At 69.1% G+C, this 26,659-nt stretch carries 23 protein-coding genes and 1 pseudogene; 15 read left to right on the top strand and 9 right to left on the bottom strand.

Going from position 1 to position 26,659, the window contains the following annotated elements; genetic code table 11:
• From ACWEOO_RS12930 to ACWEOO_RS12890, 9 genes are all read left to right on the top strand, one after another.
• The gene (locus ACWEOO_RS12930; protein WP_452143108.1) at positions 1–1,086 is read left to right on the top strand and encodes an energy-coupling factor transporter transmembrane component T; all 1,086 of its coding nucleotides are present in this window, start codon (positions 1–3) and stop codon (positions 1,084–1,086) included.
• A complete protein-coding gene (locus ACWEOO_RS12925) occupies positions 1,083–2,693 on the top strand; it encodes an ABC transporter ATP-binding protein (RefSeq protein ID WP_452143107.1) in 1,611 nt (536 codons plus the stop codon). The genes ACWEOO_RS12930 and ACWEOO_RS12925 overlap by 4 nt, the downstream gene beginning before the upstream one ends.
• A complete protein-coding gene (locus tag ACWEOO_RS12920; RefSeq protein WP_452143106.1) occupies positions 2,690–3,499 on the top strand; it encodes an ECF transporter S component in 810 nt (269 codons plus the stop codon). The genes ACWEOO_RS12925 and ACWEOO_RS12920 overlap by 4 nt, the downstream gene beginning before the upstream one ends.
• On the top strand, positions 3,492–4,019 hold the full coding sequence (locus ACWEOO_RS12915) for a bifunctional adenosylcobinamide kinase/adenosylcobinamide-phosphate guanylyltransferase (RefSeq protein WP_452143105.1): 528 nt from the start codon (positions 3,492–3,494) through the stop codon (positions 4,017–4,019). Before ACWEOO_RS12920 ends, ACWEOO_RS12915 begins: the two co-directional genes overlap by 8 nt.
• Complete coding sequence (gene cobS / locus ACWEOO_RS12910) at positions 4,016–4,789, top strand: adenosylcobinamide-GDP ribazoletransferase (RefSeq protein ID WP_452143104.1); 774 nt, start codon at positions 4,016–4,018, stop codon at positions 4,787–4,789. Before ACWEOO_RS12915 ends, cobS begins: the two co-directional genes overlap by 4 nt.
• Before the next feature lie 80 nt (positions 4,790–4,869).
• Positions 4,870–6,045: an ROK family transcriptional regulator gene (locus ACWEOO_RS12905; RefSeq protein WP_452143103.1), complete on the top strand. Its 1,176-nt coding sequence runs from the start codon at positions 4,870–4,872 to the stop codon at positions 6,043–6,045.
• Positions 6,046–6,126: 81 nt separating this feature from the next.
• Complete coding sequence (locus ACWEOO_RS12900) at positions 6,127–7,203, top strand: substrate-binding domain-containing protein (RefSeq protein ID WP_452143102.1); 1,077 nt, start codon at positions 6,127–6,129, stop codon at positions 7,201–7,203.
• A 119-nt stretch (positions 7,204–7,322) separates the two neighbouring features.
• Positions 7,323–8,141, top strand: coding sequence for an ATP-binding cassette domain-containing protein (locus ACWEOO_RS12895; RefSeq protein ID WP_452143101.1), 819 nt, complete (start codon positions 7,323–7,325; stop codon positions 8,139–8,141).
• Entirely contained in the window at positions 8,138–9,385 is a 1,248-nt protein-coding gene (locus ACWEOO_RS12890) for a sugar ABC transporter permease (protein WP_452143100.1), read from the top strand. Before ACWEOO_RS12895 ends, ACWEOO_RS12890 begins: the two co-directional genes overlap by 4 nt.
• A gap of 55 nt (positions 9,386–9,440) precedes the next feature.
• Here ACWEOO_RS12890 and ACWEOO_RS12885 read toward each other — a convergent pair whose 3' ends face one another.
• The 6 genes from ACWEOO_RS12885 to gcvT form a co-directional block, all read right to left on the bottom strand.
• Positions 9,441–10,460, bottom strand: a complete 1,020-nt coding sequence (locus tag ACWEOO_RS12885) for an ABC transporter ATP-binding protein (protein ID WP_452143099.1) — start codon at positions 10,458–10,460, stop codon at positions 9,441–9,443.
• 31 nt (positions 10,461–10,491) lie between these two features.
• A complete protein-coding gene (locus ACWEOO_RS12880; protein ID WP_452143098.1) occupies positions 10,492–11,664 on the bottom strand; it encodes an ABC transporter ATP-binding protein in 1,173 nt (390 codons plus the stop codon).
• Positions 11,661–12,653 (bottom strand): ABC transporter permease, encoded by a 993-nt coding sequence (locus tag ACWEOO_RS12875; RefSeq protein ID WP_452143097.1) that lies wholly within the window; start codon positions 12,651–12,653, stop codon positions 11,661–11,663. Before ACWEOO_RS12875 ends, ACWEOO_RS12880 begins: the two co-directional genes overlap by 4 nt.
• A gap of 92 nt (positions 12,654–12,745) precedes the next feature.
• Complete coding sequence (locus ACWEOO_RS12870; protein ID WP_452143096.1) at positions 12,746–14,506, bottom strand: ABC transporter substrate-binding protein; 1,761 nt, start codon at positions 14,504–14,506, stop codon at positions 12,746–12,748.
• A gap of 40 nt (positions 14,507–14,546) precedes the next feature.
• A complete protein-coding gene (locus ACWEOO_RS12865) occupies positions 14,547–15,554 on the bottom strand; it encodes an ABC transporter permease (protein ID WP_452143095.1) in 1,008 nt (335 codons plus the stop codon).
• A 292-nt stretch (positions 15,555–15,846) separates the two neighbouring features.
• Entirely contained in the window at positions 15,847–16,959 is a 1,113-nt protein-coding gene (gene gcvT, locus ACWEOO_RS12860) for a glycine cleavage system aminomethyltransferase GcvT (protein ID WP_452143094.1), read from the bottom strand.
• Between the two features lie 98 nt (positions 16,960–17,057).
• Between gcvT and ACWEOO_RS12855 the strand changes: the two genes are divergently transcribed.
• Positions 17,058–18,563: a leucyl aminopeptidase gene (locus tag ACWEOO_RS12855; RefSeq protein WP_452143093.1), complete on the top strand. Its 1,506-nt coding sequence runs from the start codon at positions 17,058–17,060 to the stop codon at positions 18,561–18,563.
• A gap of 25 nt (positions 18,564–18,588) precedes the next feature.
• Here ACWEOO_RS12855 and ACWEOO_RS12850 read toward each other — a convergent pair whose 3' ends face one another.
• The gene (locus ACWEOO_RS12850; RefSeq protein WP_355688545.1) at positions 18,589–18,906 is read right to left on the bottom strand and encodes a hypothetical protein; all 318 of its coding nucleotides are present in this window, start codon (positions 18,904–18,906) and stop codon (positions 18,589–18,591) included.
• 159 nt (positions 18,907–19,065) lie between these two features.
• Between ACWEOO_RS12850 and lpdA the strand changes: the two genes are divergently transcribed.
• The 5 genes from lpdA (at position 19,066) to ACWEOO_RS12825 (ending at position 25,419) form a co-directional block, all read left to right on the top strand.
• Positions 19,066–20,439, top strand: a complete 1,374-nt coding sequence (lpdA, locus tag ACWEOO_RS12845; RefSeq protein WP_452143092.1) for a dihydrolipoyl dehydrogenase — start codon at positions 19,066–19,068, stop codon at positions 20,437–20,439.
• 139 nt (positions 20,440–20,578) lie between these two features.
• The gene (gene sucB / locus ACWEOO_RS12840) at positions 20,579–22,474 is read left to right on the top strand and encodes a 2-oxoglutarate dehydrogenase, E2 component, dihydrolipoamide succinyltransferase (RefSeq protein WP_452143091.1); all 1,896 of its coding nucleotides are present in this window, start codon (positions 20,579–20,581) and stop codon (positions 22,472–22,474) included.
• A 99-nt stretch (positions 22,475–22,573) separates the two neighbouring features.
• Entirely contained in the window at positions 22,574–23,461 is an 888-nt protein-coding gene (locus ACWEOO_RS12835) for a TIGR01777 family oxidoreductase (protein WP_452143090.1), read from the top strand.
• A 332-nt stretch (positions 23,462–23,793) separates the two neighbouring features.
• Positions 23,794–24,102: a hypothetical protein gene (locus ACWEOO_RS12830; RefSeq protein ID WP_452143089.1), complete on the top strand. Its 309-nt coding sequence runs from the start codon at positions 23,794–23,796 to the stop codon at positions 24,100–24,102.
• A 519-nt stretch (positions 24,103–24,621) separates the two neighbouring features.
• Positions 24,622–25,419, top strand: coding sequence for a hypothetical protein (locus ACWEOO_RS12825; protein WP_452143088.1), 798 nt, complete (start codon positions 24,622–24,624; stop codon positions 25,417–25,419).
• 438 nt (positions 25,420–25,857) lie between these two features.
• Here the strand turns inward: ACWEOO_RS12825 and ACWEOO_RS12820 are convergent, their stop codons facing one another.
• Positions 25,858–26,307: a hypothetical protein gene (locus ACWEOO_RS12820; protein WP_452143087.1), complete on the bottom strand. Its 450-nt coding sequence runs from the start codon at positions 26,305–26,307 to the stop codon at positions 25,858–25,860.
• Between the two features lie 260 nt (positions 26,308–26,567).
• A pseudogene (locus tag ACWEOO_RS12815) lies at positions 26,568–26,659 on the bottom strand (IS3 family transposase); the annotation flags it as partial.

Raw genomic sequence — 26,659 nt, 5'->3', positions numbered from 1 at the left:
GTGCGCGCCGTCCACCGCCTGACACTCCCCCGGGCACTCCACCCGGGGGCCTGGTGGTTGTGGGCGCTGTGCATGGCTGTTGCGGCTAGCAGGACCCGCAACCCGGTTCTGCTGGCCCTCATTCTCGCCGTGACTGGATTCGTGGTGGCTGCCCGCCGGAGCGACGCACCGTGGGCGCACAGCTTCACCGCGTTCCTGAAGCTGGGCCTGCTGGTCATCGGCGTCCGCGTGGTGCTGCAGGCGCTGCTGTCGACTCGCTCGCAGGGCAACACGGTGCTGTTCACGCTGCCGCTGATCCCGCTGCCCGGCTGGGCCGCGGGCGTCAAGCTCGGCGGTGAGGTTACGGCGGAGGCACTGGTGACAGCCCTGTACGACGGCGCGCAGCTGGCCGTCATGCTCTGCTGCGTCGGCGCCGCGAACGCTCTGGCCAGTCCGCGGCGGCTGCTGAAGTCGTTGCCGGGGGCCCTCTACGAGATGGGCGTCGCCTGTGTCGTAGCACTCACCTTCGCGCCGCAACTGGTGACCGACGGCCGCCGTGTCCGGGCAGCACGCCGGCTGCGCGGCCGTACGCGCGCTTCCTTCCGTACGACGGCCATGCCGGTCCTGGAGGGTGCGTTGGACCGGTCGGTCGAGCTGGCAGCTGCAATGGACTCACGCGGCTACGGTCGTACGGCGCAAGCTTCAAAGGTCCACCGTCGACTGACAGCGTTGTGCGTTTTGCTGGGGCTGCTCGGGATGCTGCTCGGTGTATATGCGTTGCTGACCGACTCCATGGCGTTCCCGTTCGCGGCCGGCGCACTGGCGGCCGGTGTGCTCCTGGCGGTCGCCGCCATGGCGATCGGGCGGCAGCGGGTCTCCCGAACGCGCTACCGCCCTGATCCCTGGGCGCTGCCCGAGTGGCTCGTCGTCACGGCCGGTGCGGCAGCGGCCGGAGCCATGGTGTTCGCAGCGGTCCGTGGCGTGAACGGTCTGTTGCTGGCCGGCCCCTTGGTCGTCCCACCAGTGCCGGTGCTGCCGGTTGTCGGCGTTCTGGTCGGACTGGTCCCCGCACTGGCTGCACCACCCGTGAAGAAGGCGGCGGCATGATCGAGTTCGACCACGTGACCATGACGTACGACGGTGCGCGTGAACCGGCGCTGCGTGACGTCAGCTTCACCGTGCCCGAGGGCGAGCTCGCGCTGGTGATCGGGCGGACCGGCTCCGGCAAGTCCACGCTGCTCCGGGCGATCAACGGCCTGGTGCCGCACTTCACCGGCGGCACGCTGGCCGGGCGGGTGCTGGTCGACGGGCGGGACACCCGCGAGTACCGGCCGCGCGATCTCGCGGACGTGGTCGGGATGGTCGGGCAAGACCCGATGGCGGGGTTCGTCACTGACACGGTCGAGGACGAGCTGGCGTACAGCATGGAGTCACTCGGCGTGGCACCGGACGTCATGCGGCGGCGCGTCGAGGAGACACTCGACCTACTCGGGCTGGCCGACGTGCGGGACCGGGCGCTGACGTCCTTGTCGGGTGGCCAGCGACAGCGGACCGCTATCGGAGCAGCACTGACGTCACACCCCGCCGTACTGGTCCTGGACGAGCCCACCTCCGCGCTGGACCCGCAGGCGGCCGAGGAGGTGCTGGCCGCGCTGCAGCGGCTGGTGCACGACCTGGGCGTCACGGTGGTGATGGCCGAGCACCGGCTGGAGCGCGTGATCCAGTACGCCGACCGCGTGATCGAAGTGCCTGGTGGCGCGGCGGCTGTGTCGACAGGGCTCCCGGCCGAGCGCATGGTGACCGCGCCGGTCGCACCGCCAGTTGTCGAGCTGGGACGGCTGGCCGGATGGTCACCGCTCCCCCTGTCGGTACGAGACGCGCGACGCGCCGCCGTCGTACTGCGAAGCGAGTTGGGCTCCACCGCACCGGCACGTACCGCGGCCGCACTCGGTGCGGAGCTGGCGCGCTGCACCGACCTTGTCGTCGGGTACGGCGCCGTGACTGCGCTGCGTGGCGTGTCGCTGAGCCTCAAGGCCGGTGAGATCGTCGCGCTGATGGGCCGCAACGGCGCAGGCAAGTCGACGCTGCTCAATGCACTGGTCGGCATCCTGCCGGCTCGGTCAGGTACTGCGACAGCATCCGGAGCAGACCCGCGACGTACCAAGCCGAGCGACCTGGTCAAGGCGGTCGGACTGGTCCCGCAGGAGCCGGCCGACCTGCTGTACGCCGCTACCGTCGCGGACGAGTGCGCCACCGCGGACTCGGACTTCGGTGTGCCCGCAGGCAGTTGCCGCGCGCTCCTGGAACGGCTGGCGCCGGACGCGCCGCTGGACGCCCACCCACGCGACCTGTCCGAGGGACAGCGGCTGTGTCTGGCGCTGGCCGTCGTACTGTGCGGGGCGCCCCCGTTGCTGCTGCTGGACGAGCCGACGCGCGGGCTCGACTACGGCGCCAAACGCCGCCTGGTCGCGATTTTGCGGGAACTGTCTGCTGCCGGACACGCGGTGGTGCTGTCGACGCACGACGTGGAGATGGTGGCCGAGGTCGCGACGCGGGTCATGGTGCTCGCCGACGGCGAACTGGTCAGCGACGGCGGCACCGCCGAAGTGATCGCCGGGTCACCGGCCTTCGCTCCGCAGGTGGCGAAGATCCTGGCGCCGCTGCCGTTCCTGACGGTCGGCGAGGTCGCCGACGCGCTGGATCGGGCATCGTGAAGCTGATCCTGCTCAGGCCGCGGAGCACGGTCATGCTGCTGATCGCGTCGGCGGTCGGTGTGCTGGCGTTCGGGTGGCCGTTGTTCTTCCGGACCTCACAGGCGGGCGAGTCGGCGATCGGCCACACCACGGATGCGCCGTGGCTGTTCGTGTTGCTGCTGCCATTGCTGGTCGCCGTCGTGCTCGCGGAGCTGTCCGAGGCGGGCATCGACGCGAAGGTGATCTCACTGCTCGGCATGCTCGCCGCGATCGGCGCGGCGCTGCGGGCGCTGGGACCCGGGACCGCGGGGCTCGAGCCGGGGTTCTTCCTGCTGGTGCTGGCGGGCCGGGCGTTCGGGGCCGGGTTCGGGTTCGTGCTCGGGGCGGTGTCGCTGCTCGGCGGGGCGATGATCAGCGGCGGGGTCGGGCCGTGGATGCCGTTCCAGATGTTCGCGTGCGCGTGGGTCGGGTGCCTGGCCGGGCTGCTGCCGCGGGTCGGCGGGCGGCTCGAGGTGCTGATGCTCGCGGCGTACTCGCTGGTCTCGGGCGTGCTGTACGGCGTGATCATGAACCTGTGGTTCTGGCCGTACGCGACGTTCGGCAGCGACTTCTCGTTCGTCCCCGGCGATGTGCTCGCGGCGAACCTGCACCGGTACTTCCTGTTCGTGGTGGCGACGTCGCTCGGCTGGGACATCCCGCGCGGCATCCTGTCCGCGGCGCTGGTCCTGGCACTCGGGCGGCCGATGCTGAACGCGTTCCGGCGTACCGCCCGCAAGGCGGCCTTCGAGACGCCGGTGGTTTTCGAGTCCGGGAGGACGCATGGCTGACCGGATCCTCGTTCTCGGCGGCGCCCGCTCGGGCAAGTCGATCGCCGCGGAGCGGCTGCTGGCCGACGTACCGGACGTCGTGTACGTCGCCACTGGCGGAGACGACTCGGGGAGTTCCGAGTGGGCCGAGCGGGTCGCCAAGCACCGGGCGCGCCGGCCCGCGACGTGGGGTCTGGCCGAGACGATCGACCTGGTCCCGTTGCTCGAGTCCGCCGGGCCGCCGCTGCTGATCGACTGCCTGACGCTGTGGCTGTCGCGCACGATGGACAGGCTGGACGTCTGGTCCGACTTGTCGCGTGCGGGCGAGGTCGAAGCCCACATCGCCGCGCTCGCCGAGGCCTGGTCCGCGACCTCGCGCCATGTAGTTGCTGTCAGCAATGATGTGGGCTCCGGCATCGTCCCCGCGGACGCCGGCACGCGCCTGTTCCGCGACCTCATGGGCCGCCTCAACACCACGGTTTCGCTGGCCTCGGATCAGGTCCTCTGGACCATCGCCGGCCGAATCCTCCCCCTCACATGAGCTGGGCCGACGCGGCGCGGCTGTCGCTCGGCACGCTCAGCGTGCTGCCCGCCGGCATGCCCTCGCGGGTGGATCGGACGGTGAGCGGGCGGGCGATGGCGCTCGCCCCGATGGTCGGGGCGCTGGTCGGCGGGATCGCGGCCGCGGTCGTCGTGCTGACGCAACTGGTGAATCCGGACGCGGACCTGCTCGCGGCCGTGCTCGGCGTCCTCGTCGTCGCAGGACTGTCCGGTGGCCTGCATCTCGACGGGCTCGCCGACTTCGCCGACGCGCTCGGTAGCCGGCGGGATCGCGAGACGATGCTGCGGATCATGAAGCAGAGCGACATCGGCCCCTTCGGTGTGGTCGCCATCGTCGCCGTCCTGCTGCTCGACGTCGCCGCCCTCACCGCCTGTGTGCAGGCCGGCTTCGGCTGGCAGGCGACCCTGATCGCGACCACCGCGAGCCGCCTCACGCTCCCGTGGGCCTGCCTGAGATCCATCCCCGCGGCCCGCCCGGACGGATTGGGAAGCATGGTCGCCGCGACCGTCCGGCCAGTCACGGCTGTGACGGCGACTGTGGTCGTCCTGGCCGCGGCCGCGAGCATCGCCTGGCCCGTGCCGCCCCGGACGATCGGCGCCGCGGCCGCGGTCCTGCTCGCCGTCGCGACCAGCCTGCTCACGAGCCGTCGAGCCCGCCGGGCACTCGGCGGAACCACCGGCGACGTCCTCGGCGCGACCGTCGAGCTGGCCCTCCCTGTGGCCTTGGTGACACTCGCCCTGACCGTGTGAGCGCTCCCCTCCCTCGCACGGCCGCCACGGTGGTCTACTGTCGCGCTCGTGAGTGCACCGCTATCCGTTATCTTTATGTAATGAACGCAACCCGCCCGGCCCCGGGCTCGCAGGCTTCGCTGCGCGAAGCCAACCGTGCGCGCGTTCTCGGCGTGGTCCGCCAGCACGGCCCGCTCACCCAGGTCGAGATCGCGGCCGCCTCCGGGCTCTCCGCCGCCACCGTCTCGAACATGGTCCGCGAGCTGGACCAGGCCGGCATGGTCGGCCTGTCCCGCAGCATCCGCAACGGCCGCCGCGCGGTCCTGGTCTCACTGGCCTCCGGCGGTGGACTCCTGGCCGGGGTCGCGTTCGGCGAGCGTGACGTCCGCGTCGCGGTCGCGAACGGCTCCCGCCAGATCCTCGCCCAGCAACTGATGCCGCTGCAGGCCGACCATGTCGCCGACGAAGGGATGGAACGCGCCGCCCGCCTCCTCGCGGACCTGGCCGAAACCGTCAGCTCCGGCGTCGAGGACATCTCCGCGATCGGGTTCGGGCTGCCGATGCCCGTCGACGCGATCAGCGGCGAGGCGGGCTCGGACGCAGTACTTCCCGGCTGGCGCGGCGTCAATGTGACCCAGGCGATGTCCGGCTACCTGCGCGCCCCGGTCGCACTCGACAACACCGCGAACCTCGCCGCACTGGGCGAACTCCACGCCGGCGCGCTGCGCGGGGTCCGCAACGGCTGCTACCTGAAGTTCTCGTACGGCGTCGGCGCGGGCATCGTGATCAACGGCGACGTGTTCCGCGGCTCGGCCGGTACGGCGGGCGAGATCGGGCACGTCACGATCGACGAGAACGGGCCGATCTGCCGCTGCGGCAACCGCGGCTGCCTGGACACGTTCGTCGGCTCCCGGGCGCTGATCACCAGCCTGGCCGCGTCGCACGGGCCGCTGCGGCTGAAGGACATCGTGACCCGGGCGCTCGGCGGCGACCTGGGCTGCCGCCGGGTGATCGAGGACGCCGGCCGGCGCGTCGGCGTCGCTGTCGCCGGAGTCGTGAACCTGCTGAACCCGGAAGCGATCGTGGTCGGCGGCCTGATGGCCGAGGCCGGTGAACTCATCCTCGGCCCGCTCCGCGAGGCCCTGGACCGGTGCGCGATCCCGAGTGCCGCGGCGACCGTCGACCTGCGGCCCGCCGAGCTCGGCGACGAGGCGGACATCGTCGGCGCGATCCATCGCGCGTCGATGCTGAGTCATACCAATATCTCCATTTCTTGAATTCAAGTCTTGACGCCAAGACGCTGGAGAGCTTGACTTCGGGCAGGCCAATCGGGGCCTGTCCCGTCAAGGAGCCGCCATATGTCCTTATCCGCAACCCGTCTCGTCGGCATCGGCATCGCCGTGTCGGCCCTGGCCGTCTCCCTGGTGGCCTGTGGCTCGGACGACGACTCCGGCAGCGGCTCAGGCAGCGCGAAGAAGATCGCGCTGTTGCTGCCCGAGTCGAAGACCACCCGGTACGAAGCGCTCGACCGCCCGCTGTTCACCGAAGCGCTGAAGGCGGCGTGCGGGAACTGCGAGCTGATCTACAGCAACGCCGACCAGGACGCCGCGAAGCAGCAACAGCAGGCCGAGGCCGCGCTCACCCAGGGCGCGAACGTGCTCGTCCTCGACCCGGTCGACGGCAAGGCCGCCGCCGCGGTGGTCAACTCCGCCAAGGGCCAGAACGTCCCGGTGGTCGCGTACGACCGGTTCATCGACAACGCCAACTACTACGTGTCGTTCGAGAACGAGGCGGTCGGCAAACTGCAGGCCCAGACCCTGGTCGACGCTCTCAAGGCGGCCGGCAAGACCTCCGGCAACCTGGCCATGATCAACGGCTCGCCGACCGACCCGAACGCCGCCGACTTCAAGAAGGGCGCGCACAGCGTGCTCGACTCCAGTGGCTACAAGGTCGCCGCCGAGTTCGACACCCCGGACTGGAGCCCGGACAAGGCGCAGGCCTGGATGGAAGGCCAGCTCAGCGCGATCAAGAACGGCTTGGTCGGTGTGTACGCCGCCAACGACGGCACCGCGGGCGGCGCGATCGCGGCGCTCAAGGGCGGTGGCGTGACGCCGCTGCCGCCGGTCACCGGGCAGGACTCCGAACTGGCCGCGATCCAGCGGATCGTCGCCGGCGACCAGGCGATGACCATCTACAAGGCGGTCAAGCCGCAGGCCGAGGCCGCCGCCAAGGGCGCCGTGGCGCTGGCGAACGGCGGCAAGCCGGAGTCCACCACCGAGAAGAACGGCGTACCGTCGACGATCCTCGACCCGGTCGCGGTGACCAAGGACAACATCAAGGACACCGTGGTCAAGGACAACATCTACAAGGTCACCGACATCTGCACCGCGTCCTTCGCGGCTGCCTGCAGCGCCGCAGGCCTGAGCACCAACTGACCCGCCCCCTCGTCGCAGTCCTCCCCGCAGTGAGGTGCGGGGAGGGCTGCGCCGGGCCTCTCCCCAACCGCGCCCCCGGCGAGGATCATGGCCTGAAATAAGCCCAGGAGGCTGATCGAGTGACTGTGACTCCACCTGCTACACCCGCTCCCCTGGACGTCGGCGCCGGCACGGTGCTGACGCTGCAGGGGATCTCCAAACGGTTCGGCGCCGTCCAGGCCCTGAAGAACATCGAGCTCGACGTCCGGGCCGGCGAGGTGCTGGCGCTGGTCGGCGACAACGGCGCCGGCAAGTCCACGCTGGTCAAGACCATCGCGGGCGTCTACACCGCCGACGACGGGTCGATGGTGTTCGACGGCAGGCTCGTCCGGGTCGGCAGCCCGGCCGAGGCGCAACAACTCGGCATCGCGACCGTGTTCCAGGACCTGGCGCTGTGCGACAACCTGGACGTCGTCGCGAACCTGTACCTGGGCCGCGAGCTCCGCAAGGGGCGGGTGCTCGACGAGGTCGAGATGGAGCGGCAGTCCTGGGAACTGCTCCGCCAGCTCTCCGCCAAGATCCCGTCGGTCCGGATCCCGGTCGCCAGCCTGTCCGGCGGCCAGCGGCAGACCGTCGCGATCGCCCGCAGCCTGCTCGGCCGGCCCAAGGTCGTGATGCTGGACGAACCGACCGCGGCCCTCGGCGTAGCTCAGACCGCCGAGGTCCTCAACCTGGTCGAGCGGCTGCGCGAACGCGGCCTGGCCGTCATCCTGATCAGCCACAACATGGCCGACGTGATGGCGGTCGCGGACCGGGTCGCCGTGCTGCGGCTCGGCCGCAACAACGGCGTCTTCGTGGTCAGCGAGACCAAGACGCAAGACATCATCGCCGCGATCACCGGCGCCACCGACAACGCCGTCTCCGAGCGCGCCGCGCGCCGAAGCCGGGAGGACTCATGACCGCGCAAGACTCGGCCCAGCTTCCGGCCGACCTCCAGGACGAACGGCTGATCGCGAGCAGCGGGGTCAGCGGCGCCGTGTCGGCGTTCACCGCGCGGCTGCGCTCCGGCGACCTCGGATCGGTCCCGGTGGTCGTCGGGCTGGTCATCATCTGGGTGGTCTTCCAGATCGCGAACAGCTCGTTCCTGTCCAGCCGCAACCTGGTCAACCTCACGCTGCAGACCACCTCGGTCGGAGTGATTGCCCTCGGCATCGTCCTGGTCCTGCTGCTGGGTGAGATCGACCTCTCGGTCGGTTCGGTCAGCGGTGTCGCGGCCGCACTCGTCGGCGTCACTTTCGTCAACCAGGGCTGGCCGCTCGTCCTGTCGCTGGTCGCCGGCGTCGCGCTCGGCGTGGCCGTCGGCCTGTTCTACGGTCTGCTGTACACGCGGTTCGGCGTACCGAGCTTCGTGATCACGCTCGCCGGTCTGCTCGGTTTCCTCGGGCTCCAGCTGCTCGTGCTCGGCAAGGACGGCACGATCAACCTGCCGTACGACTCCGCGCTGGTCGGGTTCGCGACGCGGAGCTTCCTGCCGCCCGCGATCGCCTACGCACTGGTCGCGCTGGTCGTCGTCGCCTACGCACTCACCCGGCTGCAGGGCCGGACGGCGCGGGCGGCCGCCGGTCTGTCCGCGGCGCCGACCTCGGTCATCGCGATCAAGTCCGCCGGCCTCGCGGTCGTGCTGCTGATCCCGGTCGCGATCCTGAACGGCGACCGCGGCGTCTCGTCGATGTTCCTGCTGTTCCTTGCGCTGGTGGTCGTCACGGACCTCGCGGTCCGCCGGACGCGCTGGGGCCGCTCGGTGTTCGCCGTCGGCGGCAACGTCGAGGCCGCCCGGCGGGCGGGTATCAACGTCCGGACCATCTATCTGACGGTGTTCGCGGCGTGCTCGACGTTCGCGGCCGTCGGCGGCATCCTCGCCGCGGCCCGGCTGGTCGCGGTCGGGCAGGCCAGCGGCGGTACGGACACCAACCTGAACGCCATCGCGGCGGCGGTCATCGGCGGCACCAGCCTGTTCGGCGGCCGCGGTTCGGCGTACTCCGCCCTGCTCGGCGCGCTGGTGATCATGTCGATCTCCAACGGCCTCGCCCTGCTCAGCCTGGACTCCAACGTCCGCTACATCGTCACCGCGGGCGTCCTGCTGATCGCCGTCACCATCGACTCGCTCAGCCGCCGCAGCCGGCAGGCGCACGGGCGAGCATAACCAGTCAAGACACAAGTAAGCCCTCCGTCGCCTTTGACGGAGGGCTTACTTGCGCTCAGGCGGTTTCCGCGATCAGATCGACCTTCGGCTCCGCGAAGTGGCAGGCGGCCGTGTGGCCGGTGCTCGACTGCGGCTTGATCTCCAGCAGCGGCTCCTGCGTGGCGCAGATGTCCTCTGCCTTCCAGCAGCGGGTCCGGAACCGGCAGCCGCTCGGCGGGTCGATCGGCGAGGGTACGTCGCCGACCAGCCGGATCCGCTCCTTCGGCGGGACGCCGCGGATCGTGCCGAGGTCCGGTGCCGCGGACAGCAGCGCCTGCGTGTACGGGTGCTGCGGCGCGTTGTAGATCTGGTCCCGGCTGCCCTGCTCGACGATCTTGCCGAGGTACATCACCGCGACCTCGTCACAGAAGTGCCGGACGACGCCGAGGTCGTGCGCGATGAACACGAACGCGATGCCGAGGTCCTTGCGCAGCTCCTCGAGCAGGTTCATCACCTGTGCCTGGATCGACACGTCGAGCGCGGACACCGGCTCGTCGGCGATGATCACCTCCGGCTCCACCGCGAGCGCCCGAGCGATGCCGATGCGCTGCCGCTGACCGCCGGAGAACTCGTTCGGGTAGCGGTTGTGGTGCTCGGGGTTCAGACCGACCCGCTCCAGCAACTCCTGGACCCGGCCGAGCTCCTTGCCCTTCGGCACCAGGTTGTGGACGCGCAGCGGCGTACTGATGATGTTGCTGACCGTCTGCCGCGGGTTCAGCGAGCTGTACGGGTCCTGGAAGACGATCTGCAGCTGGCGGCGGAACGGACGGAGGTCCTTCTCCTTCAGCTGCGCGATGTCCGTGCCCTTGAACAGGATCTGGCCGGACGTCGGCGTCAGCAGCCGGGTGATCATCCGGCCGGTGGTCGACTTGCCGCAGCCGGACTCGCCGACCAGGCCCAGGCTGGCGCCCGCCTTCAGGTCGAAGTCGACGCCGTCGACGGCCTGCACGACCTTCTTGGTCCGGCCGAGGCCGGCGGCCTCCTTGATCGGGAAGTGCATCTTCAGGTCGCGGACCTGCAACAGAGTCTCGCTCATGGTTTCGCTCATGGCTCCTCAGTCCCCCTCGTCAGCCCAGTCTCGGCGCGACCTCGGTCTCGTAGATCGAGACCTTGTCGTGCAGGTGACAACGGGACGTGTGCGCACCGGCGCCGTCGACCGGCAGCAGTTCCGGCAGTTGCGTCGTGCAGAGCTCGCCCTTGACCCGGTCCTTGTACGGACAGCGCGGGTTGAACGAGCAGCCGTCCGGCAGGTTCAGCAGCGACGGCGGCAGGCCCTTGATCGGGCGCAGCTTCTCGTTCGCCGCGGAGACGGTCGGGATCGACTCGAGCAGACCCCAGGTGTAAGGCATCCGCGGGTTCGCCAGGACGTCCTCGGCGGTGCCGTACTCGACGCAGCGCCCGGCGTACATCACCAGGACGTCGTCGGCCATCTCGGCGACCACCCCGAGGTCGTGGGTGATCAGCACGATCGCAGAGCCGAACTCCTTCTGCAGGTTGTTCAGCAGGTCCAGGATCTGCGCCTGCACGGTGACGTCGAGCGCCGTGGTCGGCTCGTCGGCGATCACCAGCTTCGGGTCGTTGATCAGGCTCATCGCGATCATCGCGCGCTGCCGCATACCGCCGGAGAACTCGTGCGGGTACTGCGCGAACCGGCGCTGCGGGTTCGGGATGCCGACCAGGTCGAGCATCTCCAGCGCCCGCTTCTTCGCGACCTCCTTGGAGACCTTGTGGTGCACGCGGTACGCCTCGACCAGCTGGTTGCCGATCGTGTACAGCGGGTGCAGCGAGGACTGCGGGTCCTGGAAGACCATCGAGACCGCGTCGCCGCGCACCTTCATCAGGTCGTTCTCGGACAGGCCGACGAGTTCCTCGCCGCCGAGCCGGATCGACCCGGTGATCCGGGTCCGCTTGCGGTCGTGCAGGCCCATCACGGCCATGCTGGACACCGACTTGCCGGAGCCGGACTCGCCGACGATCGCGAGCGTGCGGCCGAGCGGGACCGAGTAGCTCAGCCCGTTCACCGCGCTCACCACGCCGTCGGCGGTGGGGAACTTGACCACCAGGTCGTCGACCACCAGGTACGGCGTCTCGCCGCTCGGGTTGGTCGCGCCCTGGCGGCGCTCGCGGGTGGCGACCGACGGGCCGCGCTTGGCCGCGGCGGCATCCGCGGCCGGCGTTTCCGACGTTTCCGGCATGATGTCCTGGACGTCCTTACCGTCGTCGTTGGCTGGTGTGGTCATGCGAGCCTCACCCGCGGGTCGATCAGCGAGTAGGCGATGTCGACGAGGAAGTTCATCGCGACCAGGATGACCGCGGAGACCAGCACCGTGCCCATGATCAGCGGCAGGTCGTAGTTGCTGAGACTCTCCAGCACCAGGTTGCCGAGGCCCGGCAGGTCGAAGATCCGCTCGGTGAAGATCGCGCCCGCGAGACTGCCGGCGATGTCCAGGCCGAAGATCGTGATGACCGGGATCATGCCGGAGCGCAGACCGTGCTTGTAGGTGACGACCCAGTCCGACAGGCCCTTGGCGCGCGCGGTCCGGATGTAGTCCTCGCTGAGGGCCTCCACCATCGAGCCGCGCGAGTACCGCGCGTACTGCGTACAGCTGTAGAGACCGAGCACCAGCCACGGCGTCAGCAGCCCGGTGAACCAGGCCGCCGGATTCTCCGTGAACGGCGTGTACCCGCCGCGCGGCAGGATCGGGTACAAGATCGTCAGGTAGAGGGAGATCATCAGCGCCACGATGTAGTACGGCACCGAGCTGAGGATCAGCGTGCTGCTCATCAGCGCGCGGTCGCCCAGCGTCCCCCGTCTCTTCGCAGCCATCGAGCCCACGAAGACACCGATGGTGAGGACGATCACCGCATAGCCGGCAACCAACGACACTGTGACCGGTAGTCGCTCTTTCAGCATCTGGGTGACCGGACGGTCGTTCTTGAAGGAGAAGCCCAGGCAGGGCACTGAGCAGTGCTGCTTGACGCCGGCCGTCTCGAAGGTACGTCCGGCGAAGATGCCCACCGTGTACTCGGTGAACTGCTGCACCAGCGGCCGGTCCAGGTGCAGGTTTTCCTTGATCTCGTTGTATCGCTCCTGGGTGCAGTTGCGATCACCGCAGATCGCGCCGGCCGGGTCGGTCGGCGCAACGAAGAACAGCGCGAAAGTCACGATCAGCGTGACCAGCACGACGCTCAGCGCGCTCACCAGCCGGCGCGCCACGAAGTAGAGCACGAAGGATTCTCCTCGCTGAGGGATGGCGGCCGGACCGGGGTCCGGCCACCATCCGTCGTCAGACGATCAAACTGCTGTTACCCGAAAGCCGATCAGGGCTGCTTCAGGAAGATGGAGGTGAACTCCGGCAGACCCTGCGTCGGGTCGTTGATGACGTGGCCGAGGTTCTTACCCACCGGGTAGTTGCTCGCGCTGTAGTACAGCGGGATCAGCGGCAGGTACTTCTCCATGATCATCTTGTCGACCTTCGGCCATTCCTTGAGCTGCTCATCAGCGGTCAGGGCGTTGACGCGGTTGAGCTCTGCGTCCAGCGCCTTGTCCTGCAGCATGCCGATGCTGTTGCTCAGCTCGACGGCGTCGGACCGGAACAGGACCGGGAACCAGCTGGCACCCGACGGCCAGTCGGAGCACCAACCCGACGGACCCTGGCCGATGTTGACCGGAGCAGCCGGGTCGTTGCGGAAGGTCCGCAGCTTGGCCTTCGCGACACCGATGGCCTTCACCTTGAAGCCGGCCGAGGTGTAGACCTGGGTCCGCAGCTGGGTGACCTGCGTGGCGATCTTGTCGTCGTTGGCGTAGTACCAGCTGAGCTCGAAGTTCTCCTTGCCGAGCTCCTTCAGCTTCGCCTTGACCTCGCTCGCGACGGCCGGGTCCTCGGCGCCCTTACCGGTACCGACCAGGCCCGGGAGCTCGTACTTCGTGTAGCCCGGAACGGCCGGCGGCATGATCGTCGACGCCGGGATGGCGCTCTTCGGCGTCAGGCCCGCGACCTTGCGGTAGGTGTCGAACGGGTACGCCTTGGCGATCAGCTGGCGGACCTCCATCGGAATCTTCCGGGTGTCCAGGCCCCAGACCGTGGTGCACGGCTGCGGACCGGTGACGAGCTGGCTCTGGTCCTTGACCTCAGGCACGAGGCTGGAGTCGAGGTCGGAGTAGTTCAGCGCGTTCGCGTCCGGACCGTTGCTGGCCAGCACCTGACGCTGAACCTTCAGCGTGTCCTGACCGAACTTGAAGTCGAAGGCGTCCGGGTACTGGTACCGCACCGGGTCGGTGTTGGGGTCCCAGTTCGGGTTCTTCTTGAGCTTCAGCTCCGAACCCGGCGTGTAGGAGTCGACCTGGTACGGGCCGGTGGTCATCGGCTTCAGGTCGTAGGACTTCTTGGTGTCCTTGGCCTGCGGGATCGGCGTGAACATCGGGAACGCCGCGTAGTACGGCAGGTCGTCGAACTTCTCCGCCAGGTGAATGACCAGGGTGTTGTCGTCCGGCGTCTCGACACCGGAGTAGTTGGCGCCGTTCGGACCGTACGGGCCCTTGTAGGTCTTGCCGTCCTTGAAGTACTGGTCCTGGTAGACCGGTCCGGCGTCGTACAGGTCGTGCGCGAAGGACCGCTTGATCGCGTACGCGTAGTCGACCGCCTTCACCGGCGTGCCGTCCTGGTACTTGATGCCCTTCTTCAGCTTGAAGGTCCAAGTCAGGCCGTCGGCAGACTTCGTGCCCAGGTCCTCGGCGAGGTCCGGAACGAGCACCGGCTTGTGGCTGTCACCGTCCAGGCGGTACTGGGTCAGCGCCCGGTACATCAACTTGCCGATCTGGTTCGTGTCGGTGAAGTAGATGTTCGTCGGGTCCATGGTGTCCGGCGAGACGTCCGACAGGACGCTCACGGTGCCGCCCTTCTTGGCACCCTCGAGCTCCGGAGCCGGGCCCTTCGCGGTCGCGTCGGTGGCCTTCTCCTGGGCGGTACCCGCGTCACCCGCGTTGGCCCCGTCCTTGCCGCTGTTGGACGACGGGCTTCCACAGGCCACGGCGGCCAGCATGACCGTCGCCGTGACAGCGGTGATCCGTTTCCACTGCATTGTTGTGTTTCTCCTTTTCTGCCGCTGGGGCAACGCCGGGCTACCGGCGAGTCTTGGGGTCGAAGGCGTCGCGGACGGCGTCACCGAGCAGGGCCAGCGCCAGAACGAGCGCGGTGATGCCGAGCACGGGCAGCCACAGGTACAGCGGGTCCGCCTTGAACCAGTTGGTCGCGGTCGCGATCGTCTGGCCCCAGGACGGGACCGGCTCGATCAGACCGACGCCGAGGAAGGACAGCCCCGCCTCCGCGGTCACGTACGCCGGCAGGGCCAGCGACGCCGAGATCACGATCGGGGCGACCAGGTTCGGCAGCAGCTCCTTGAACAGGACCTGCCGGGTGGGAACGCCGATGGCCTTCGCCGCGAGCACGAACTCACGCTCGCGCAGGGACAGCACTTCGCCTCGGATGATGCGGGCCAGACCGGCCCAGCCGAAGAACGACAGCACGAAGATCAGCACGATGAAGCGGGTCGAGGCCTGCTCCTCGGGCGAGAGGTTGAACGACCCGCCGCGCATGCTCTCGACGATCGGCACCAGCGCGATCGCGAACAGCAGGTACGGCAGGCTCAGCACGAAGTCGACCAGCCAGGAGATGACCCGGTCCACCCAGCCGCCGAGGAAGCCCGCGAGCAGGCCCATCAGCACGCCGACGATAGTGCCGAACAGCGTCGCGACGAACGCGACGACCAGCGACGGACGGGCGCCGTACACCCAGCGGGCGAAGTTGTCCCGCCCGGTCTTCGGCTCGACGCCGAACCAGTGCTGCGCGTTGGCGGCGAAGGTCGGGAAGCCGTACTCGTCGACGAGCTCCGGGTGGAAGGTACCGATGTCGCTGCCCTCGATCTTGGTGAGCAACGGCGCCAGGACCGCGATCAGGATGAAGAAGAGCACCACTCCGGCACAGACCACGGCCACTCGGTCCTTGCGGAGCCGGTCCACTGCCACCCGGGTGGGGGACTTGCCGTGCGGTACAGCAGAACCCCGAACCGGTTCCGCCGACGCCGGGTGTTCTTCGATCCCCACGGTCGAGTCGGGTGACCCAATTGTCATTCGCACTCCGTAGCTTCAGTCGACCGGATTTCGGTCCGTCAAATTCTCTTGACAGGCGTTGTCCGCACAGCCGCGCGCTAGCCTGCCCGACACCGTGACACCAAACCAGCGGTGTCCGGCAGCAGTGCACAAATCGTTACCGGACCGCGTACCCCGATGGAACATTTGCCCCATTTCGTCACTGCCCGCAGTTGAGCCTGCGCGAAACGCGTCGGCACAGCACCGACAGTGGCCATTTTGTGCCAAGATCTCACGCAATGTAACGAAATGACACAAACGGTGCAGATCGCGGTCAGCGCACGTGGACCGTCACGAAGGGCGGTTTCACGACCTCGAAGGTTTCCTTGCGGCCCCGGATGTCGACGGTCACTTGCTCGCCTTCTTTCACCGACGCGTCGAGCAGCGCCAACGCAATACCTTTCTTCAGCGTCGGCGAGAACGTGCCGGAAGTCACTTCACCGAGCGCCGTTCCGGAATGCGCCAGAACGGACATGTGCGGCCGCGGAATACCCCGGCCGGTGGCCAGCAGGCCGCGCAGGATCCGGGCCGGTCCGCGCTCCTTCTCGGCCCGCAGGGCCTCGTCGCCCCAGAAGTGCTCCTTCTTCCAGCCGACGGCCCAGCCGGACCGCGCCTGGACGGGCGTGATGTCCGGCGAGATGTCCTGACCGTGCAGCGGGTACCCCATCTCGGTCCGCAGCGTGTCCCGCGCGCCGAGCCCGGCCGGGACGATGCCGTACTGCTCGCCGGCCGCCAGCAACGCGTCGAACACGGCCACCGCGGCGGCGTTCGGTACGACGAGCTCGAAACCGCGCTCGCCCGTGTACCCGGTGCGGCACACCACCACCGGCGTACCGTCGACGTCGGCCGTGGCGAACGACATGTAGTCGTGGCCGGTCGGCAGCCCGATCGCGGACACCACCTCGTCGCTGTGCGCGCCCTGCACCGCGAGGATCGCGTAGTCGTCGTGCACGTTCGTCACCTCGACGCCGTCGGGGGCGCCGGCCTGGAGCAGGCGGACGACCTCGGCGGTGTTCGCGGCGTTCGGGATCAGGAACACGTCGTCGTCGGCGTGCAGGTAGGCGATCAGGTCGTCGACCACTCCCCCGCGCTCGTTGCAGCACAGCGTGTACTGCGCCTGCCCGGGCGCGATCTTGCCGAGGTCGTTGGTCAGGCACGCGTTGACGTACGCCGCGGCGCCCGGTCCCTTGACCGTGGCCTTGCCGAGATGGCTGACATCGAAGACCCCGACCGATGTCCGCACCGCGGTGTGCTCGGCCACCACACCGGAGTACTCCAGGGGCATCTCCCAGCCGCCGAACTCGGCGAACTTGGCGCCGAGCGCGACGTGGCGCTCGTGCAGCGGGGACTTCTTCAACTCGGTCGACGGTGTCGGTGATGGGGTCATGGAGCGCAAACTACCTGACGCGTAGCATGCGGAGGCAGCTTGCACGTACCGTCACGACCGGCCGTCTGAGTCGCCGGTCAAGGAGGACTGAGGATTTCGTGACCACCATCACCCTGAGCAAGTCAGATGCCGCCGGCGTCAAGAGCGACGCCGTGGTCATCGGCGTGGTCAAACTCGGCGGCGGCGTCACCCTGCCGGCCGGCACCGAGTCGCTGAACGCCGCGTACGGCGGGAAGCTGGTGGAGGTGCTGTCCGGTCTCGGCGCCACCGGCAAGACCGGCGAGGTGACGAAGGTGCCCGGGCCCCACCTGAACAAGCCGGGCAAGTCGGCCACGCTGATCGCGGTCGGCCTGGGCGCCGCGCCCGACGGCGAACTGAAGACCGAGGACCTGCGGGCCGCGGCCGGCACCGGCGTCCGCGCCGCCAAGACGTCGCAGTCGGTCGCCTTCGCGCTGCCGACGCCGGACGCCGAGTGCGTGCGGGCGGTCGCCGAGGGCGCGTTGATGGGCCGCTACTCGTTCACGGCGTACAAGTCCTCCGACGGCCCGGCCGAAGCCCCCGGCAACCTGACGGTGCTGACCGACCTGGCCCGGAACAAGGAGGCCAAGGCCGCGCTCGAGCGGGCCCAGGTGACCGCGGAGGCCGTCGCGCAGGTGCGGGACTGGGTCAACACCCCGCCGTCGGACCTGCACCCGGCCGAGTTCGCCGCCGGCGCGGTCAAGCTCGGCAAGGAGTACGGCGTCAAGGTCGAGGTGCTCGACGAGAAGGCGCTCGCGAAGGGCGGGTACGGCGGCATCCTCGGCGTCGGCCAGGGCTCGGCCAACCCGCCGCGGCTCGTCCGGCTGACCTACACGCCGCGCAAGCCGGTCACCCATCTCGCGTTCGTCGGCAAGGGCATCACGTTCGACTCCGGCGGCCTGTCGCTGAAGACGTCGTCCGGCATGGTCAGCATGAAGTCCGACATGGCCGGCGCCGCCGCGGTGATCGGCGCCACGATCGCCATCGCGCGGCTCGAGCTGCCGGTCCAGGTGACGACGTACGCCGCGATGGCCGAGAACATGCCGTCCGGGTCGGCGGCCCGCCCGTCCGATGTGCTGACCATGTACGGCGGCAAGACCGTCGAGGTGCTGAACACCGACGCCGAGGGCCGGCTGGTGCTCGGCGACGCGCTGGTCCGGGCCGGCGAGGACCAGCCCGACCTGATCGTCGACGTGGCCACCCTGACCGGTGCGTGCGTCGTTGCCCTGGGCACCAAGGTGGCCGGCGCGTTCGGCAACACCGACGCCGCCCGCGACCGGGTGCTGGACGCGGCGGTGGCGGCCGGCGAGTCGATGTGGCCGCTGCCGATCCCGGCCGAGATGCTCGACAAGCTGAAGTCGCACTCAAAGGTCGCGGACCTCGCCAACATCACCGGTGAGGCCTGGGGCGGCGCGCTCGCGGCGGCCGCGTTCCTCGGCGACTTCGTTGCCGACGGCATCGACTGGGTGCACCTCGACGTGGCCGGCCCCGCCTTCAACGACGGCGGCGCCTCCGGTTACACCCCCAACGGCGGCACCGGCTACGCCGTCCGCACCCTGGTGGAACTCGCCGCCTCAGCCGGCTGAGGCGGCTCCGGGGCCTGGCCGGTGGTCAGGCCCCGCCGTTCCGCTTCATCCGGGCGTTGTACTCACGCATCCGGGGCGGGTAGCCGACGACGGCCGCGTCGTACGACGGGATGCCGAGGCGGTTCGCGAAGTCGTGCGCCCATTTGACCGACGGGACCCGGCGCCGGGTCCACTCGCCGTCGACCGCGACCAGCAGCAGGGTGTAGTCGGTCACCGCGGTCCGCGGCTCGACGAAGCCCTCCACTCCCTGACGGGTCTGCGCGAACTCCCGCAGGTGCGCCTGGTCGGGGCTGTCCGACCGGCGCATCGTTCCGGCTTTCTGCCGGCGACCGAACCACTTCATGGGAGTAAGTGTCCACTATCTGTGCAAGTCCCGGCCGAAATCCTGGATAACGGTTGCGGCCGGATCCGGCCTGCGCGCCACGGGCGGCCCGGGGATGGATCCGGCCGCGATCGGTGACAAGATGACGCCGAGGTTGGAACCCGCGATCCGGAGGAACCTGTGACTGGTACGACGTACGACCTGGTGATTCTCGGCGGCGGAAGCGGTGGCTATGCCGCCGCACTACGCGCCGCGACCCTCGGCCTGTCGGTGGCAGTGGTGGAGAAGGACAAGGTCGGCGGGACCTGTCTGCACCGCGGCTGCATCCCGACCAAGGCGCTGCTGCACGCCGCCGAGGTCGCGGACTCGGCCCGCGAGGGTGAGCAGTTCGGTGTCCGGACGACGCTCGAGGGCGTCGACATGGGCGGTGTGAACAAGTACAAGGACGGCGTCGTCGACCGGCTGTTCAAGGGTCTGCAGGGTCAGTTGAAGGCCCGCGGCATCACGGTGGTCGAGGGCGAGGGCCGGCTGACGTCGGCCACCACGGTCCAGGTCGGCGACACGACGTACACCGGCCGCAACATCATCCTTGCCTCCGGCTCCTACTCCCGCTCGCTCCCCGGTCTCGAGCTCGACGGGCACCGGGTGATCGCGAGCGAGCACGCGCTGACCCTGGACCGGGTGCCGGAGTCCGCGGTGATCCTCGGCGGCGGCGTGATCGGCGTCGAGTTCGCGTCCGCGTGGACCTCCTTCGGCACCCGCGTGACGATCGTCGAGGCGCTGCCGCGGCTGGTCCCGGCCGAGGACGCGGACTGCTCGAAGACGCTGGAGCGCGCGTTCCGGAAGCGGAAGATCGCGTTCAAGACCGGTACGCCGTTCGAGTCGGTCTCGTTGACCGATTCCGGGGTGCAGGTCCGCGTCGCGGGCGGCGAGATCATCGAGGCCGAGGTCCTCCTGGTCGCGGTCGGCCGTGGGCCGAACACGACGGGCCTCGGCTACGAAGAGGTAGGTGTCGCTCTCGACCGCGGGTTCGTGACCGTCGACGCGACGCTGCAGACGAGCGTGCCGGGCGTGTACGCGGTCGGCGACATCGTGCCGGGGCTGCAGCTCGCGCACCGCGGGTTCCAGCAGGGCATCTTCGTCGCCGAGCACCTCGCGGGCCTGGCACCGACGCCGATCGACGAGGCCGGCATCCCGCGGGTCACGTACTCCGAGCCCGAGGTCGCGTCGGTCGGGCTGACCGAGGAGCAGGCCCGGTCGCAGTACGGCGACGTCGAGATCCTCAACTACAACCTCGGCGGCAACGGCAAGTCGCAGATCCTGAAGACCGCGGGCTTCGTGAAGCTCGTCCGCGCCCGCGACGGCGCGGTCGTCGGTCTGCACATGGTCGGTTCGCGTGTCGGCGAGCTGATCGGCGAGGCCCAGCTGATCTACAACTGGGAGGCGTACCCGGCGGACGTGGCGCCGCTCGTGCACGCACACCCGACCCAGACCGAGGCCCTCGGCGAGGCCCACCTCGCGCTCGCCGGGAAACCTTTGCACTTCCATGACTGAGCTACCCGGAAGCCTGCTGGATTGCCCGAGTAGGTTAGAGCCGTGTGCAGCGTGCGGGTCCGTGTGACCCGGATCCCGCGCGCTCAGGCGGCACCGTAGGCTGACACTCGACCGATCAGACGAAGGAGCAACGACCGTCATGCCGACCTCTGTATCCCTGCCGGCCCTCGGGGAGAGCGTCACCGAAGGAACCGTCACCCGCTGGCTCAAGCAGGTCGGTGACACGGTTGCCGTGGACGAACCCCTGCTGGAGGTCTCGACCGACAAGGTCGACACCGAAATCCCGAGTCCCGTCGCCGGCACCCTGCTCGAGATCAAGGCTGCCGAGGACGAGACCGTCGAGGTCGGCGCGGAACTGGCCGTCATCGGCGACGCCGGCGAGGCCGGCTCCACTCCTGCGGCTCCGGCCGAGCCCGCTCCTGAGCCCGCCGCCGAGGCCGCGCCTGAGCCCGCGGCCGAGGCCGCGCCTGAGCCTGCTGCTGAGGCCGCTCCGGCCGGCGAGGCTGCTGCTCCGGCGCCTGCCGCTGAGGCTCCTGCTGCCGAGGCTCCTGCCGCTGAGGCTGCCGGCGGGTCCGCCTCGGGTACGTCGGTGACGCTGCCCGCGCTCGGTGAGAGCGTGACCGAGGGTACGGTCACCCGCTGGCTGAAGCAGGTCGGCGACGACGTGGCCGTCGACGAGCCGCTCCTCGAGGTCTCCACCGACAAGGTCGACACCGAGATCCCGAGCCCGATCGCCGGCAAGCTCCTGGAGATCAAGGTCGCCGAAGACGAAACCGTCGAGGTCGGCGCCGAACTGGCCATCGTCGGCTCGGGATCGGCCGCCCCGGCCGCCGCCGCGCCCGCCGAGGCCCCGGCTCCTGCCGCCACTCCTGCTCCCGCCGCCACTCCTGCTCCCGCCGCCGCGCCGGCTCCGGCCCCCGCTCCGGCCGCTCAGGCTCCGGCTCCCGCTCAGGCCCCGGCTGCTGCTCCGGCTCCGGCTGCTGCTCCCGCACCGGCTGCCGCTCCGGCGCAGGCTCCGGCTGCTCAGGCGCCCGCTCCGGCCCAGGCTCCCGCTCCGCAGGCTGCTCCGGCGCCGGCCGCTCCGGCTGTTTCGCCGAACGGCGCCGCCGCGGACGGCCCGAACTACGTCACCCCGCTGGTCCGCAAGCTCGCGGCCGAGCACGAGGTCGACCTGAACGCCGTACAGGGCACCGGCGTCGGCGGCCGCATCCGCAAGCAGGACGTGATCGCCGCCGCCGAGGCGAAGAAGGCCGCCGCGGCCGCACCGGCGCCGGCCGCCCAGGCTCCGGCCCCGGCCGCCGCGACGGCCGCGCCGATCAGCCCGCTGCGCGGTACCACCGAGAAGATGAGCCGGATCCGCAAGGCGATCGCGGCCCACATGGTCAACAGCCTGAAGGTCTCGGCCCAGCTGACCACCGTGGTCGAGGTCGACGTCACCGAGATCGCCAAGCTGCGGAACAAGAAGAAGGCCGAGTTCGAGGCCCGCGAGGGCGTCAAACTGTCGTTCCTGCCGTTCTTCGCGCTGGCCGCGGTCGACGCGCTCAAGCAGTACCCGAAGCTGAACGCGTCGATCGACGAGGAGAAGGGCGAGATCACGTACCACGCGGCCGAGCACCTCGGCATCGCGGTGGACGTGGAGCGCGGCCTGATGGTCCCGGTCGTCCACAACGCCGGCGACCTGAACATCGCCGGCCTGGCGAAGAAGATCGCCGACCTCGCCGACCGCACCCGTAACAACAAGGTGCTGCCGGACGAGATGGCGGGCGGCACGTTCACCATCACCAACACCGGGAGCCGGGGCGCGCTGTTCGACACCCCGATCCTGAACCAGCCGCAGGTCGGCATGCTCGGCACCGGCGCCGTGGTGAAGCGCCCGGTCGTCATCACCCACCCGGAGCTCGGCGAGACGATCGCGATCCGGCAGATGGTGTACCTGGCCCTGACCTACGACCACCGCCTGGTCGACGGCGCCGACGCGGCCCGCTACCTGACGGCGGTCAAGCAGCGCCTCGAAGAGGCCCAGTTCGACGTCTGATCCGATCGGACACCGGCGCCGGTGCCCGTCTCCCCGGAGATGGGCACCGGCGCTGTTATGTTGACGCGCCAGGTGTGAGCGGACAAGGAGCTGAACGGGATGAAGTACGTACTGGCCGGCGCCTCCGGTTTCCTCGGCAGGGCCCTCGCCCGCGACTTGGTTGCCAACGGCCACCAGGTCGTCCGGCTGGTCCGGCGGCCGCCGTCGGCCCCGGACGAGGTCCGCTGGGATCCGGCGGCGGGTGATCTCGACCTGAGCGCGCTCGACGATCCCGACGTCCTGGTCAACCTGGCCGGCGCGAACATCGGCCGCCCGTGGACACCGACGTACCGCCGCACGATCCGCGAGAGCCGCATCGCGACGACCGCGACGCTGGCCGCGGCCGCCGTAGAGCTCGACCGGCGACCGGTGCTGATCACCCAGAGCGGGATCGGCGGCTACGGCACCGACCTCGGCGACCGCATCCTCACCGAGGACTCCGAACTCGGTGAAGGCTTCCTGTCCGACGTCGTCCGGCTGTGGGAGGGCGCGCTCGAGCCGGCCCGCGCGGCAGGTAGCCGGGTGGCGGCGTTGCGTACGGGCGTCGTCCTCGACCGCAAGGCTCCGGCCTTTCAACTCCTCTCCCTTCCCTTCCGCATCGGCCTGGGTGGGCGGTTCGGCTCCGGGACGCAGTACTTCCCGGTGGTCTCGCTGACCGACTGGATCCGCGCCGTCCGGCACGTCGCGGAGAACGACGCCGTGAGCGGCCCCGTCAACGTCGCCCTCCCGGCACCCGCCACGAACTCCGAACTCACCGAAGCCCTGGCCACCGCCCTGCACCGCCCCGCGGTCGTCCCGGTGCCCGCGATCCTCATGAAGCTCGCCCTCGGCGAATTCGCCTGGGAACTCCTCGGCAGCAAACGGGCGCTGCCCACCCGCCTCCAATCCACCGGCTTCACCTTCCACCACCCCACCATCACCACCGCCATCTCCGCCGCCCTCGCCTAGCTGTTGTGATGTCTCAGGACATGGGGGACAGTTCTGCATCAGGACATCGGTGACACTCGATCTCTCAGGACATCGGTGACACTCATGGCCAGCCACGGCATCTGCTCGGCCTGACCGGACGCGCTCGCTCAGCGGCAGATCCGGACGTTACGAAAATGGCTTCGGCCTTCGGACCAGTCAGGTGCGAGCGGATTCCGAGTGCTTCGCACATCTTGTCTTCTAGAATCCTGTAGTTGCCGAGAGCCTGCGGTCCCACAAGCGAGACCACTGTCGTCGGCATGGCCGACCGGAACGCGGCCTGAGCGCCGGTTCGTCGATGGAACAATGCCTGGATGACGAGGTGGATCCGCTCCTACTGCGCCGAGGAAAGCGTCACGTTCTTGTGGGAGGTCGGCGACGACGGTTGGATCTCACGTTCTGTCGAGTTCGTCGGACCGGACCGCCGTGTGCAGGCCGCAGCAGCGCTTGACGAGGTGATGCGGGCAAGAGACATGGGCGGCATCCCGGCAGTGCAGGCGTACGAATCACAGTACGGCGTCGTACCGGAGAAACCGATAGACGACTGGGACTCGGACTTCCCCCACGTAGAGATCAGCCAGTCCGACTTCGAGCGCGCATGGACCGAGGCTCGTCGGGCCTAGAACCATAGGCGTCGGCCGCATATCGGCTGCAGTGCATTCGTTCGGATGTTGCAACCGAGCCCGGTATGGGCGTTCCGGAGCTAACGACGCGCGTCGTTCGCGACCGACTGCAAATGGCAGCAGCACTGCGCGCGGCGTCGGGCGGGCGATGCACGGGGTGCTGCCCGCGGACGAATTCTGCGCCCCTCAAATGCCGCCTCGTTGCCAGTCCACCGGTTGTGTCCGCACTGCGACGCGACGCTGCCCGTGCGCGGGGTGCGGCCAGGTCGTGTGGCCTCCGTTCAAGCGCTGGCGTCGGTGGGCCGAGCACGACCCTGGATCATCACCGAACTGAGCCAGAAGGTCGCCGTGGGCAACGGTGTAGCGGCACCGGCCCCCGTGAGCGCATCGTAGAACAGTGGACATGGACCCGGCGGCACTCGAGCTGTACGGGTCGCAACCCGAACAGTTCACCGCGGCGCGCAACCAACTCGCGAAGGCCGCCCGGGACGCCGGCGAGTGACAGCCGCGGACACGATCATGGCGCTGCGCAAGCCCACACTCGCCGCATGGCTAGCCAACCAACTGGTGCGCACCGATCCCGACGGCATTCATGCACTGACTGAGCTGGGGGAGGACCTGCGGAAGCCCTACCTGTCAGCCGACGCGGCGCGTCGCCGAGAATTCACCCGGAAACGTCACGAACTGGTGAGCAGCCTCGTGCGCGCCGCCCGGGAACGTGCAGCCGGCGGCCGAAAGATCACCGCCCAGACCACCGAGCGATTGACCGAAACCCTCGATGCCGCCCTGGTCGATCCAGGCGCGGCCCAGCTCCTGCGGTCCGGACAGCTCACCAGCGCACTGCGACATGTCGGTTTCGGCGTCGTCGACGAGAACGGAGATCCAGCCCAACTGGCTTCCGTCCGTCCCCGCGTCGTACGACGCTCCGCCCCGCCACGCAGAACCCAAGGGACCAAGGCCACAACTCCGACAAGTCAGCCGCAGCGAGGTCGCTCGACCGTCGACAGAACGCTGCGCGAGCGCCAATCTGCGCTCCGCAAGCGTGTCAATCAGGCCGAGGAGGACTACGCGGCAGCCGAAGCCGAACGCGAAGAAGCCGAACGGATCCTGGACGCCCACCAGCACCGCATCGCCGACCTCCGAGCCGACCTGGTCCGGCTCAACGATCAGCTGGAGCCGACGAGGCAGACGCTGCGCGAGGCGCAAAAACAGACCACGCGGCTCCAGCGCGCCTTCAATCAGGCCGCGCGCAACGCCGCAGCCATCAAGAAGCGCCGCGACAGCGAACACCAGCGACTCAGCCAGCTCGACCGATGATCGCCGGACGAAGCCACCTCGCGACATGAAGTAGCGGCGGTTCGTCGACTAGGACATAAGTTCCCTTAAGCCCCGAATTGAGATTCGGTGGGTAGCCTGGGCGGTTGCGTCGTGGACGCTGTCCGTGACGTAGAAGGTCTAAGACCAGACTCGACGTCGCTCGGGGCCGATCGGCTGGCATCGCGGTACGCCGCGCGCCCAACGCGGCAGATCCGTAAGTCCGTGTCCGCAGCCCTCGTTGGCCGACCAGGTGTCCAACTCTGAACGCTCGCCCCATTGCGGGTCAGCGTTTGCCACAACGCTCTTGCTCTCATCGAAGGTGATGTGCCACGGCTGGTCGAGCTCACCAACCCGTCAGGCGCCGGCCACCCACCGGACTTCAAGCTGCCCTCCGATGATGCTTCAGTCCAGCCTTTCTGACAGTTCGGCTCCGCAAAGTCAGTGGAAGATGAGGATTTCGATTCCGACGAACATGACGAATAGCAGCGTCGACACCAGCGGCGACCGGGTGATGGTGAAGTTCCAGTCGTCGCGGTGGACCCGGAACCGCACCTGGCCGGCACCAGCATGGAAGGCGAGATAGGTCCAGGTCACAGCCCCAAGGACGACCACCGGCACCAACGCGATTGTTCGGGCCGGCTCGGGGAACCAACTCACCGCCGCTACGCCGATCAGGTTGACCACAATGAGAACAAGGAACCCCAAGCCAGTCAGTCCTGAGTGGAGGTCGCCAAGTCCCTCCCTCTCCATGACCGGCAGCCTGGCCCAGAACCACGGCCTCCTCCGCCGGGCCTCGTCCACCTTCCGCAGGTACTTGTCGACATCCTCGCGGGCGAACCGGAAGGTCCGACCGACCAACCGCAGTAAGGCCCACTCGATCACGAGCACTTAACTCATCACCAGTCCCCATGAAAGATGCCCCTGAAGCCAGCGTGAGCAAGTGTTCCAGAGCCGCACCAACTATCGATCCGATCCGCCCGCCGCACGCTGCCTCGAGCGGAAAGGTCGTCGTAGTCACCTCGTCAGCCGCGCCAAGCGGGCATCCGCACATCGGCAGATCCGTTCGTTGTGGGATTGACCCGTTTCGACGGACAGGGTCGGTGTGAGGTGGTCAGGCTATCTGCTTGCCGGTGACTGGGATGGTGGGATTCGTACTGTGCGGGGCTGAGGTAGCCGAGGGTGGAGTGGCGTCGGCGGGTGTTGTACCAGCCCTCGATGTAGTCGAAGAGCGCGCTGGTGG

This window comes from Kribbella sp. NPDC004138, assembly GCF_053603655.1.
Note: the sequence above shows the minus strand (reverse complement) of the source record. Positions and strands in the feature narration are given on the sequence as shown.